A 10,943-nucleotide genomic window follows, 5' to 3' on the forward strand; every position below is an offset into this window, starting at 1 on the left:
GATCATGCCCCTCATGATCGTGGCTGCCGGCCAGCTGCTCCGCATCGGCGGGGGCGATGCCGTCCACCACGGCGATTTCCACGGGTGCCACGTCGAGGGAGAAGCGCTCGGTGACCTCGCCGGTGTGAAGGTCGATGAGGACCAGCTCCTTGTTCTCGGCGTCGGTGAGGTAGGCGATGTCCCCGGCGACCTGGAGGATCGGGCCCGGCTCCTGCCAGGAGTCCTTCTCTTCCCAGGCGTCGATGGCCGGGATGTCGGCGGTGATCTCGCCGGACTCGGGATCGATGACCTTGAGGTGGCCGTCGTAAGTGAGTACCAGCGCCTCGCCCGCGGGACCGCGGCCCAGGGAACGGAACCAGTAGGCGCTGTCGAGCTCCACCTGCTGCATCGTGTTCGAGCGGGTGTCAATGAGGTTGATCTGGGTGGGGCGCTCGAGGTCAGCGTCCTTATCCACCTTGTAGTCCCCGAGGATGATGGGGGAGTGCGGGGAGCCGGCGAGGTTGCCGGAACGCTGGTAGTCGACGCCCGCGGCGGGGGTGATCTTGTGGAACTCGGTGCCGTCGAAGACCACCGGGCCGTCAGTGCAGCCGAAGGCGGTGGCGCCGCCAGCGGCGACGGCCTCACCGTGGATGCCGGGGCACTCGTTGGTCTCGGCGAGTACCTCCCCGTCGGCGTCGCGGTATTCGATGGTGTCGCGCTCCTTGTCGGTGCCGACAGTGATGAGCACGGAGCCGTCAGCAAAAGGCACGGCCACACCGTGGTGCGGGGCGCCGCTTTCGACGACAACGCCGTCGGCCGGGCGGTAACCTTCCGCCACCTGGTCGCTGGGGACGATGAAGGCAGTGCCCTCGCCATCAGAGAAGAAGGCGGTCAGGCCGTCGTTGAGGGTGACGTGGCCGGCGGTGTCGGCATCGTAGGCCAGTTCGCGCAGCTCCGGATCGCCGGCGTAGTGGTGGGCGTGGTCGCCGTGGGGGCGGGACTTGAGGGCGGCGTCGAAAGCGATGAATTTGTTGCCGTCGGTGACCATGACGTGGCGGCCGTCGCCGGAGGGGTTAAGTCGCTGGAAGCCGTCCAGCTCCGTTTCGGAGATGATCTCGCCGGTGGCGGTATCGAGGACGCTGAGGCCGTCCTCGTGGGCGATCACCACGCGCGGGGTGATGCTGGTGACCTCCTTAAGTTCGCTTGCCGACGCCCCGACGTGCGCTTCACTCGTTGCAGTCGTGGGGGTGGCGGTCGTGTCGGTGGTGCTGGTGTCGCCGCAGGCGGCGAGAAGGAAGGTGGTGAGGATGGTGGGAACGGCCAGGGTGGCGGGGCGAAGTCGTGTCTGCATGCGCGGAACATTAATGCAACTGAAAACCATGTGCAACTACGAGGATGGGGAGGGAGCGCCTAGACTGAGCTGTTGACATGACGAATCTGATTAATCTCGAGAACGTCTCCAAGACCTGGGGACTCAAGACCCTCCTCGACGGCGTGAGCCTGGGTGTGCAGACCGGTGACCGTATCGGCGTGGTCGGGCTCAATGGTGGCGGCAAGACCACCCTCCTGGAGGTCCTCACCGGCATCGAGGAACCCGACTCTGGCCGCGTCTCCCACAACTCCAACCTGCGCATGGCAGTAGTGACTCAACGCGCGGAGCTGGATCCGGAGGAGACGATCGCGGATGTCGTCGTCAAGCCCCTCGGCCTGCAGACCTACGAGTGGGCCTCCAATGCCCGCGTCCGCGAGGTACTCGGCGGGATCGGGGTGGCTGAACTGGGACTCGATACCCAGGTGGGCAGCCTCTCCGGTGGTGAGCGCCGCCGCGTCAACCTCGCTGCCGCCCTGGTGCGGGACCTGGACCTCGTCGTCCTGGATGAGCCGACCAACCACCTCGACGTCGAAGGTGTGCAGTGGCTCGCGGAACACCTCCTGGACCGTCGTATCGCCGTCGTCGTGGTCACCCACGACCGCTGGTTCCTCGATCAGATAGCCACCTTGACCTGGGAAGTTCACGACGGCCGCGTCGACACCTACGAGGGTGGGTACAACGACTGGATTTACGCCCGCGCCGAGCGTGCCCGCCAGGCCGATGCCATCGAGCAGCGCCGCCAGAACCTGGCACGCAAGGAACTTGCCTGGCTGCGTCGCGGTGCCCCCGCGCGTACCTCCAAGCCCCGCTACCGCATCGAATCCGCCGAAGCGCTCATCGCCGACGTCCCCGCCCCGCGCGACACCGTCGAACTCATGGCATTTTCGCGCCAGCGCCAGGGCAAGGTCGTCATCGAGCTGGAGGACGCACGCGTGGAGACCCCCGACGGCCGCATGCTCGTCGACCACCTCACCTGGCGCCTCGCGCCGGGCGAGCGCATCGGCCTCGTCGGCGTCAACGGCTCCGGCAAAACCACCCTCCTGCGTACCCTTGCCGGCGAACACCCGCTGGCCGCCGGCCGCCGCATCGAAGGTCAGACCGTGCGACTCGGGTGGCTGCGCCAGGAACTCGACGACCTCGATCCAAAGCGCACGCTTCTCGACGCCGTCGAGGACGTCGCCACCTACGTCCAGCTGGGCAAGCGCGAGATGTCTGCCTCCCAGCTCGCCGAGCGCCTGGGGTTCAGCCCGAAGCGCCAGCGGACTCCCGTCGGCGACCTCTCCGGTGGTGAGCGCCGCCGCCTGCAGCTCACCCGCGTACTCATGGCCGAGCCGAATGTCCTGCTTCTCGACGAGCCCACCAACGACCTCGACATCGACACCCTGCAGGAACTCGAATCGCTCCTCGACTCCTGGCCGGGCACCCTCGTCGTCATCTCCCACGACCGCTACCTCATCGAGCGCATCGCCGATAGCACCTGGGCCCTGTTCGGTGACGGAAAGCTCACCAACCTGCCGCGCGGCATCGAGCAATATCTCGAAGTCCGCGCTCAGCAAGCCGAGGCCGCCGGGTCCGGCCCCTTGGACCTGGGGGAGCGGGACCAGGCGCCCGTCGATAAGCAATCGGGCTTAAGTTCCCAGGAAGAACGCGAGCTGAAAAAGCAGCTCAACGCCCTGGAACGCAAAATGAGCAAGGTTGACGAGCGCATCGCCACGTTCGAGCAGGAGATGGCCGTGCTGTCCGCAGCTGCGGACCCGGACTACGGCAAAATCGCCGACGCCAACGCCGCTCTCAACGAGGCCCGCGAGGAGCACGAGGCCCTGGAAATGGAATGGCTCGAGGTGGGGGAGCAGCTGGAGGGTTAGGGTTCGGTAGCGGTGTCGAGCTGGTTCAGTTTCAGGCTCAGCCTTTTAGATATAAAGCCCCCGATTTTGGGTAGAAGCTGTGCAATTACTGCCTGAAGGCTGGCCACATGGGAAGCTCTTTCCTGTGACTAAGTTCATTCGTATCGCAGTCGCCGCCGCCACGGCCGCCACTGTCGCACTCGCCCCCATGTCCACCGCTCACGCCAGCTCCTTCGGCAGCTCCTCAAACGGGGGCCAGGGTACGGTCGTCGAGACCGGCCCGTCCCAGCCGAAGAGCGAAGACCAGGAATTCAACGATCGCTTCCGCGAGCTGCTTCGCAGCGAGATCAAGAAGTCTGGATTCCCAGAGAACCCGGTGGCGGGATCTGAGGCGGAGCGTGTTCTCGGTCGTGCGCTGAATGGTGAACTGGTCTACCAGCAGTCCGAAGACGGATTCTCTGCGGCGGAAGACTCGACGTTTGTGGAGGGGGGCTACTACTACAGCCTGGTCTTCCGTATCTCCAAGGACCTGGCAGCGACTGCGGACTTCAGCCAGGCGACGGACATGGGCTCCCAGCCACTTGCATTCCCGTTCGGAATTGCCTCCGACTTTGACGAGGACTACCACTATTTTGTGGTGACACTCAAGGTCCTCTAGTTCTTCTCCTCCAGCAGCACCCCCAACCACACCCCGAGCGCGAGATCGTCTACCTGGCCGAGCCATTTCTGTCGGACGCGGCCCTGCCTGTCGACGAGCATCGTGGTCGGGGTGCCTTCCAGTTGCCAGCGTTTCATCGTCTTCGGCAGAACTTCGCCGGGGCGATCGATGGCGACGGGGAAGGTAATCCCGAACTCCTTCAGGAACACCTGCAACGCCGCCGGCCCGGTGACCTCGTGGTGCTCGAAAACGGAATGGATGCCCAACACCACGACCTGGTCGCGTTTGGTCTTGTGGTGAACGCTCTGGGCCTGGGGGAGGGAGTGGTTGACGCAGCCGGGGCACAGCATCTGGAAAAACTCGACCACCACCACCTTGCCGTGCAGCTCCTCCACACTCAGTGGATCCGAGTTGAACCACTCGGTGACGTCGAAGTCGAAGGGTTCGACAACAGCCATGGCAACCTCCTTGTGCGGTAGATCACAGTGTAGTCGTCGGTAGGCTGGAACCATGATCCTCATTAACGTTCGCTTCAAGCCCCTGCCCGAGTATGTCGACAACTTCCGTGAGCTGGTCGAAGAGTTCACCGCCGCCACCCGCGCGGAGGAAGGCTGCATCTTCTTCGACTGGGCCCGGAACACCGACGATCCGAGTGAATATTTCCTCAACGAGGCCTTCGAGGACGACGCCGCCGAGGCCCACGTCAACTCGGAGCACTTCCAGAAGGCCACCGAGCTGTTCCCGACGATCCTGGCCGAGACCCCGCAGATCATCAACACCGTCATCGAGGGGAAGAAGGACTGGGACCGTATGGCCGAGTTCCAGGTGGGCTGACGGTACTCTGAGAACCATGGGCAACAAAGAAAAGCCGAAAAAGCTGGACAATAAGGCGTACGAGAAGGAACTCAAGCGCCTCCAGGCCGAGTTGGTGGACATGCAGCAGTGGGTCGTCGAAACCGGCGCCCGCGTGGTCATCATCATGGAGGGCCGCGACGCCGCCGGTAAGGGTTCCGCGATCAAGCGCATCACCCAATACCTCAACCCCCGCACCGCCCGCATTGAAGCGTTGCCGGCCCCGAGTTCGCGTGAGCAGGGGCAGTGGTACTTCCAGCGCTATGTCGAGAAGCTGCCGACCGCCGGTGAGATCGTCATCTTCGACCGTTCCTGGTACAACCGCGCGGGCGTCGAGCGCGTCATGGGCTTCTGTACCTCCCAGGAATACCGCCGCTTCCTGCACCAGGCCCCGATATTCGAGCGTCTGCTCGTCGAGGACGGGATCATGCTGCGCAAGTACTGGTTCTCGGTCTCCGATGAGGAGCAGCTGGCGCGTTTCCAGTCTCGCCTGGAGGATCCGCTGCGCCGCTGGAAGCTCTCCCCGATGGATCTGCAGTCCATTACCCGCTGGGAGGAGTACTCCCGGGCCAAGGACGAGATGTTTATCCACACGGATATTCCCTCCGCGCCCTGGTACACGGTGGAAAGCGAAGACAAGAAGCGCTCGCGCATCAACGTCATCAACCACCTGCTGTCGACGATCCCCTACGAGAAGATCGAGCGTCCGCTGCCGCAGATCCCGGATCGCCCCGAGTCCGACAACGGTTACGAGCGCCCTCCGCGCGCCGAGTTCCGCTACGTCCCCGACGTCGCCGCGAAGCTGGCGCAGCCCAAGCGCAAGAAGGACAAGAAGAAGTAGTTAGTCCAGCAGGGAACGGAGGACGGTGACCACACCTTCCTCCGTGTTCGGCGGCGCGATGTGGTCGGCGATGGCCAAGATGTCGGGGTGAGCGTTCTCCATCGCCCACGCCGTGCCGGCGGCCTCCAGTAGTTCCAGGTCATTGAGGTAGTCGCCGAAGGCGGCGGTCTGTTGCTTATCGACGCCCATCGCCTCCGCGAGCGCCGTCAACGCCCGGCCCTTGCCCGCGTCCGCGTGCATGATGTCGATCCAGTGGGCGCCGGAGACGACGACGTTGGCGTCGGGGGCGGCGTCGAGAAGCAGGGGGTAGATCTCGGTTTCGGCGTCCCCGGGGGTGAACACCGCCAGCTTGATCACGTCGGTGACGGAATGCAGATCCTCGGTCGCCTGGCGGGAGTGGTAGTACTTCGCCAGCTCCTTCTCTGTCTCCGCGGAGATGCCCGGGCGGTGGTAGGCGACCGTGGGGGTGCACACCACGAGATCCATGTCGGCGGCGGCGTCGATGACGGCGGTGACGGTCGGGGTGTCGATCAGCGTCGTGGAGACGACCTCGCCGTCGTGAAACACGCACGTGCCGTTCTCCGCGATGTAGGTGTCCCCGGGGAAGATGGCCTGCAACGTGGCCAGCTGGCGCCCCGAGGCGGGGGCGACGGCGACGCCGCGTGCCCGCAGCTCCTCCAGGACGGGCCAGAAGGAGTCGGGGACCTGCCCGGCGGCGTCGAGAAGCGTGCCATCCATGTCGAGGGCAATGATCCGGAACTCCATAACAGGTGACCTTTCGCGTATGTAGGCTGTCTCACATGAACGAACAGCCAGTAAACGTCAGCGTCCGCCAGACTACCGGTGTGCTCGAACTAGACCGCCCCAAGGCACTCAACAGCCTCAACCACGAGATGATCGAAATCATCACCGACGCCCTTCAGAAGTGGCGCGATGACCCGGAAGTGGAACAGGTGCTCATCACCTCCGCCTCCCCGAAGGCCTTCTGCGCGGGTGGTGACGTCCGCTCCGCCCGCGAGGGAATTCTGGCAGGCGATGAGACCGCGGTGGATCAGTTCCTCTCAGACGAGTACGCGATGAACAACCTCATCGGCACCTTTCCCAAGCCGTTCATCGCCGTGTGGGACGGCATCATCATGGGCGGCGGCCTCGGAGTCTCCTCCCACGGCTCCCACCGCGTGACCACCTCGCAGGCCTGGGCATCGATGCCGGAGATGGCCATCGGATACATCACCGACGTCGGCATCTCCTGGTCCGCCCAGCGGTGGTCGGGGTCCTCGCCGGCGATCGGCACTTTTGTTAACCTCAGCGCCTACCGCATGACCGCCGCCGACATGCTCCACCTGGGACTGGCCACCCACCTGGTCGAAGACGCCGCCGCCTTCGCCGAGGATGTCATCGCACTTGGCGTGGACGGCGCCGTGGAGAAGCACGCCACCACCACCGACGAGCCTTCGCAGCTCGCGCAGTGGCGTGAGGACATCGAGGCCACCTTCGGGGCCGGATCCTGGGCGGATATCGACGCCGCGCTGGAAAAGCACCCCAACCGCGAGTTCGTGGACGCCACCCGCGAGCTCATGGCCAAGGCCTCCCCGTCCGCGGTCATCGCCGCCGCTGAACTTCACCTGGCCAACCGCGACGCCCCCACCCTGCGCGCTGGCCTGGATAACGAGGAGCGCCTCGGCGAGCTCATCCGTCGCCAGCCCGACTTCGTGGAGGGCGTGCGCGCCGTGCTCGTGGACAAGACCCAGGATGCGCAGTGGAGCGCACCGCATGACCCGGAGGAGTACCGGGCCGTCCTGCGATGAGCGCCCGCACCTGGTACCTGGGCATACCCGCCGTCGTGGCGGTCTGCCTGACGTATCTGTGGATGAACTTCCACCTGGTGCCCGACCCCATGCCCATCCACTTCGGCCCCCGCGGTGAACCCGACGGATGGGCCACGAAGTCCTTCGGGTCGGCCACGTCCCTTATCGCCCTGGGGCCCGGGATCATGCTGCTCACGGGTGCTGCAAGCGCGGGAGTTACCCACGCCGTGGCACAGGACGCGGGGGAGCGCCAACAGATGCTGTCGAAGGAGATGAACCCGCCACTGGCGGCGTGGCTGTTCTGGATTGCGACCATCATCGCGGTCGGCGTCACCGGCTCTCTCCTCGGCCACCACGGTCCACTGGGCACGCTGTTGTTGGTGGGCTCACTGGTGCTGGTGACAGTGGTCTTCGGGTGGCAGATGGTACGGGTCTACCGCCGCGTCGACGCCGCCTACCCGCCCACGGAGAAGGACCGCCGCGGCCGTTGGGGTTTCTATTACAACCCGGACGACCCGGAAGTGCTCGTGTCGCTGGAAAACGGGATGAGCACCACCCTCAACTTCGCCCGGCCTGCGGCGTGGGCGATTATCGGCGGGTTGCTTATCGTTCCTGCCCTGCTCATTGTGCTGGTGGCAGTGGCAGGCTGATTCCACGGCGCTGTGCGTAGGCCGCCCGGGCCCGCTGCTTATCGACGCCCCCCGGCACCTCCACATCCAACGTCACCGCCACCGCTTGCTGCGTCGTCGGGGCCTGCGGCCCCGGGAGTGCCAGCTCTGGGGCGGCCAAGAGCACGACACCCTGAGTCTTTTCGTTGAGTGAGACCAGCGCGTGGGTCCACATATTGAGGATCGGTTTGGCCACATGCACCAGATCTGGATGCGCGGGGATGCGGGGGCGAACGAGGTCGAGGATGCCGTGGTCGATGCCGAAACGGCGCAGGGTCTGCGCCGGGGACTCCGGCAGGTGGGAATCCGCCCAGGCCCACGTCCACGTAGCTTCCGTGATGGTCGCGACGACCACCGCCCCCACTGCTACCTGCCCGTTGATCATCGCCTGCCCCGCAGCAACATCGACCTGGATATGTGGGGTGGGGAAGCGGCCGTCGAAAAGCAACTGGTGTTCGGTGGAAAAATAGAAGGCATCCGCCACGATGTCCTTCATCTGCAGCCCACCCGACAGATGGCTCAGGCGGCCGTCGTGGAACACGACGGAGGTGCCATCGGAGAAGTGGAAGGCCCCGTCCTCCTCATGGACGCCCAAACCCCGGGAAGCCGCGCACGCCAGGAGCGAACGACGGGCGTCGAGATGATCCGGCAGGCTGGCCAACCCCACCGTCAGCGCACTACGCAACGGCCCGGGAGAGGGGTGGAAATCAAGGGCCATCGCCCGCTGGCCGTCCGGGAACGGCGCCAGGTGGACCGGCACATTGCCGTAGAGCGTGCGCGCGGCGCGGAGCAGGTCATCGGACACTGGTTGCGGTGACTGCAGCTCCGGAATGTCGAGCTCGTGATCCTCACTCCAGGTCCACTCGCCAGCGTCGATCCGCGCGACCTCGCGCGCCGGGATGTCCCGGCTCCCGGCACGGGTGTGGACGCGCGCGGTATCCGGCGTGTACTCGATCCCCGTGACCGTCCCCATGACACTGCTCCACGTCGCGTCCACATCCGACTGGATGAGATGGCCGTCAGCCACCAGTTCGGACAGTGAAGAAGGGGAGGCAAGATCCATGGGCACCACAGTAGTGGGTTGCTCCGAATTGGGCCGCTACCCGGATGCGTGGGGCTCGGCGGCCCGCATGTACAGCACGTTCCGGGACTGTCCTCGCTTATCGACGATCCCGCGCTCTCCACCCGCTCCTCGCTCTCCAGCAGCGACTAGTAGAGCGAGTCCTGGATGGTCTCCCATGCGGGGGCCAGCTGCGGGCGGAAGGTGTTCCAGTCGTGGACACCCGCCCCGGTGTACTCGACCACGTGGTGATGCATTCCCGCGTTCTGCATCGCCTCGTCGAGCGAGACAGTGCAGGCGTAGGAACCCTGCTCCAGCAGGGTGGAAACGAGCATCGTCTCCACCGGAAGGCCGCTGTAATCACGTTGCGGGTCGAAGAGATACTGCCCGTCGGAGGACGAGAGATACACTGACATGGACCCCAGGCCCGAAGGGTCGAGGGTGGTGTCGTGGCGGATCCACTGTTCGGAACCGAAGGGTCCCCACATGTTCTCCGCGTCGGCACCACGGGTGGCCAGGGTCAGCTGCGCGGTCTGGCGCCCCACCGGGTCGAGGGTGGAGTAGCAACCGGAAATACCGAAGACGCCGTCGAAAGACCCCGGATTGGTGTTCGCCAGGTGTACGGCACCGGCTGCGCCCATGGAGATACCGCCGATGGCGCGGTGGCCGTTGAAGTTGAGGTCCGGGTCGGAGTCGAGCAGCGGCATGAGTTCGGTCATGATGAACGTCTCCCACATGTGGCGTCCAACCGCCGGATCGTCGGATACCCAGTCCGAGTACATGGAGGCCCGCGCTTCCACCGGCATGACGAGCGTGACGTTTTTCTCCGCGAAGAACTCGCCTGCCCCGCCCAGGCGCAGCCAGTCGGAATTGCGCTGGGCGTCGACGCCGTCGAGAAGATAGAGCATCGGGGCCACGGTCGCAGCATCGGGGGCGCGCATGATCTGCACCTCCACGTTGCGGGCCATCGACGGCGAGGACACCGTCCACCGCTCCAGGCGCCCCTCTTCGACGTCCTTGGAGACGATCTGAGCCTGCGTGATCGATTCATCGATCGGCTTCGGCCAATTCGGACTGCGGAACACCTGTCCGGCGGGCAGTGAAAATTCCGAGGAACCCAGCAAAGACATCGACGACAATAGTGCGTTGAGAGAACTACCGGAACGTGCGGCGGAGGTCGCTGAGGAGCCGGCGATGAGTGTGCGGGCCACAGCCGCCAAACCTTCGCGGGCGGTGGAGCCGGTATCGGCGGACCCCGGTTGTACTGACCCTCCGATGGATGAGTTCGACGACCCTGAGGAAGTACTCGAAAGGGACGACAGCGTCGCCGCGCTCTGGGCAGCCGCACTGGGAGCAAGGAGGGGGCCCGTGCTCAGGGCGAGGACAGATGTGAGGGCCAGAAGCCGACGAGGCAGGAACATGAAGAAATATGTTACTGGGGGAGGGGGGAAAAGACCACGGGCGGCGATAAGAACACAGCCCCGGCCACCGCGAACGGTGACCGGGGCCCTACGACAGGTAGCGGGGACTACTTGATGCCCTGGCGCTCCTTGAACTCACGACGCTTGGCGTGCAGGATCGGCTCAGTGTAGCCGGACGGGGACTCGGTGCCCTTGAAGATAAGATCCTTGGCGGACTGGAAGCCGATGGAGTGATCGAAGTCAACGGCCATCGGCAGGTACTCCGGGTCACCCTCGTTCTGGCGGTCGACGACCTCGGCCATACGCTTGAGGGAGTCCATGACCTCCTCCTCGGTGACGATGCCGTGGACCAGCCAGTTGCAGACCATCTGGGAGGAAATGCGCAGGGTGGCGCGGTCCTCCATGAGGTCGACGTCGTGGATGTCCGGGACCTTGGAGCA

The 10,943-nt window shown here is 65.1% G+C and carries 12 protein-coding genes and 1 pseudogene; 7 read left to right on the forward strand and 6 right to left on the reverse strand.

Going from position 1 to position 10,943, the window contains the following annotated elements:
- A partial coding sequence (locus Q4G50_RS13465; protein ID WP_303378167.1) for a hypothetical protein occupies window positions 1-1,330 on the reverse strand: 1,330 nt, incomplete at its 3' end.
- Between the two features lie 77 nt (window positions 1,331-1,407).
- Between Q4G50_RS13465 and Q4G50_RS13470 the strand changes: the two genes are divergently transcribed.
- Together Q4G50_RS13470 and Q4G50_RS13475 are read left to right on the forward strand one after the other, a co-directional pair.
- The gene (locus Q4G50_RS13470) at window positions 1,408-3,216 is read left to right on the forward strand and encodes an ABC-F family ATP-binding cassette domain-containing protein (RefSeq protein ID WP_303378168.1); all 1,809 of its coding nucleotides are present in this window, start codon (window positions 1,408-1,410) and stop codon (window positions 3,214-3,216) included.
- A 124-nt stretch (window positions 3,217-3,340) separates the two neighbouring features.
- The gene (locus Q4G50_RS13475) at window positions 3,341-3,853 is read left to right on the forward strand and encodes a hypothetical protein (RefSeq protein ID WP_303378169.1); all 513 of its coding nucleotides are present in this window, start codon (window positions 3,341-3,343) and stop codon (window positions 3,851-3,853) included.
- On the opposite strand, the gene Q4G50_RS13480 is transcribed toward Q4G50_RS13475, so the two are convergent.
- The gene (locus Q4G50_RS13480) at window positions 3,850-4,311 is read right to left on the reverse strand and encodes a TlpA disulfide reductase family protein (protein ID WP_303378170.1); all 462 of its coding nucleotides are present in this window, start codon (window positions 4,309-4,311) and stop codon (window positions 3,850-3,852) included. The genes Q4G50_RS13475 and Q4G50_RS13480 overlap by 4 nt on opposite strands.
- A 52-nt stretch (window positions 4,312-4,363) precedes the next feature.
- Between Q4G50_RS13480 and Q4G50_RS13485 the strand changes: the two genes are divergently transcribed.
- A complete protein-coding gene (locus tag Q4G50_RS13485; RefSeq protein ID WP_303378171.1) occupies window positions 4,364-4,687 on the forward strand; it encodes a putative quinol monooxygenase in 324 nt (107 codons plus the stop codon).
- A 16-nt stretch (window positions 4,688-4,703) separates the two neighbouring features.
- On the forward strand, window positions 4,704-5,546 hold the full coding sequence (gene ppk2 / locus Q4G50_RS13490) for a polyphosphate kinase 2 (RefSeq protein WP_303378172.1): 843 nt from the start codon (window positions 4,704-4,706) through the stop codon (window positions 5,544-5,546).
- Here the strand turns inward: ppk2 and Q4G50_RS13495 are convergent, their stop codons facing one another.
- Window positions 5,547-6,311: an HAD family hydrolase gene (locus Q4G50_RS13495; protein WP_303378173.1), complete on the reverse strand. Its 765-nt coding sequence runs from the start codon at window positions 6,309-6,311 to the stop codon at window positions 5,547-5,549.
- 35 nt (window positions 6,312-6,346) lie between these two features.
- Here Q4G50_RS13495 and Q4G50_RS13500 point away from each other — a divergent pair, with 35 nt between their 5' ends.
- Together Q4G50_RS13500 and Q4G50_RS13505 are read left to right on the forward strand one after the other, a co-directional pair.
- Entirely contained in the window at window positions 6,347-7,354 is a 1,008-nt protein-coding gene (locus Q4G50_RS13500; RefSeq protein ID WP_303378174.1) for a 3-hydroxyisobutyryl-CoA hydrolase, read from the forward strand.
- Complete coding sequence (locus Q4G50_RS13505) at window positions 7,351-8,004, forward strand: DUF1648 domain-containing protein (RefSeq protein ID WP_303378175.1); 654 nt, start codon at window positions 7,351-7,353, stop codon at window positions 8,002-8,004. Before Q4G50_RS13500 ends, Q4G50_RS13505 begins: the two co-directional genes overlap by 4 nt.
- On the opposite strand, the gene Q4G50_RS13510 is transcribed toward Q4G50_RS13505, so the two are convergent.
- On the reverse strand, window positions 7,976-9,085 hold the full coding sequence (locus Q4G50_RS13510; RefSeq protein ID WP_303378176.1) for a DUF6882 domain-containing protein: 1,110 nt from the start codon (window positions 9,083-9,085) through the stop codon (window positions 7,976-7,978). The two genes, Q4G50_RS13505 and Q4G50_RS13510, sit on opposite strands and share 29 nt — an antisense overlap.
- An 18-nt stretch (window positions 9,086-9,103) precedes the next feature.
- Between Q4G50_RS13510 and Q4G50_RS13515 the strand changes: the two genes are divergently transcribed.
- Window positions 9,104-9,235 carry a hypothetical protein gene (locus Q4G50_RS13515; protein ID WP_303378177.1) on the forward strand — a complete coding sequence of 44 codons (132 nt, stop codon included), beginning with the start codon at window positions 9,104-9,106 and terminating at the stop codon, window positions 9,233-9,235.
- On the opposite strand, the gene Q4G50_RS13520 is transcribed toward Q4G50_RS13515, so the two are convergent.
- Together Q4G50_RS13520 and Q4G50_RS13525 are read right to left on the reverse strand one after the other, a co-directional pair.
- Entirely contained in the window at window positions 9,232-10,293 is a 1,062-nt protein-coding gene (locus Q4G50_RS13520; RefSeq protein ID WP_303378178.1) for an alpha/beta hydrolase family protein, read from the reverse strand. The genes Q4G50_RS13515 and Q4G50_RS13520 overlap by 4 nt on opposite strands.
- A gap of 317 nt (window positions 10,294-10,610) precedes the next feature.
- Window positions 10,611-10,943 (reverse strand): annotated as a pseudogene (locus Q4G50_RS13525) (malate synthase G); the annotation flags it as partial.

It is taken from the genome of Corynebacterium sp., from assembly GCF_030538285.1.
In the GTDB taxonomy this organism is placed as follows: Bacteria; Actinomycetota; Actinomycetes; order Mycobacteriales; family Mycobacteriaceae; genus Corynebacterium.

Excerpts from the sequence above, each read along its gene's own strand:
- Q4G50_RS13470 (WP_303378168.1), top strand. The coding sequence starts at position 1,408 with ATGACGAATCTGATTAATCTCGAGAACGTCTCCAAGACCTGGGGACTC.
- Q4G50_RS13480 (WP_303378170.1), bottom strand. The coding sequence starts at position 4,311 with ATGGCTGTTGTCGAACCCTTCGACTTCGACGTCACCGAGTGGTTCAAC.
- Q4G50_RS13485 (WP_303378171.1), top strand. The coding sequence starts at position 4,364 with ATGATCCTCATTAACGTTCGCTTCAAGCCCCTGCCCGAGTATGTCGAC.
- ppk2 (WP_303378172.1), top strand. The coding sequence starts at position 4,704 with ATGGGCAACAAAGAAAAGCCGAAAAAGCTGGACAATAAGGCGTACGAG.
- Q4G50_RS13495 (WP_303378173.1), bottom strand. The coding sequence starts at position 6,311 with ATGGAGTTCCGGATCATTGCCCTCGACATGGATGGCACGCTTCTCGAC.
- Q4G50_RS13500 (WP_303378174.1), top strand. The coding sequence starts at position 6,347 with ATGAACGAACAGCCAGTAAACGTCAGCGTCCGCCAGACTACCGGTGTG.
- Q4G50_RS13505 (WP_303378175.1), top strand. The coding sequence starts at position 7,351 with ATGAGCGCCCGCACCTGGTACCTGGGCATACCCGCCGTCGTGGCGGTC.
- Q4G50_RS13510 (WP_303378176.1), bottom strand. The coding sequence starts at position 9,085 with ATGGATCTTGCCTCCCCTTCTTCACTGTCCGAACTGGTGGCTGACGGC.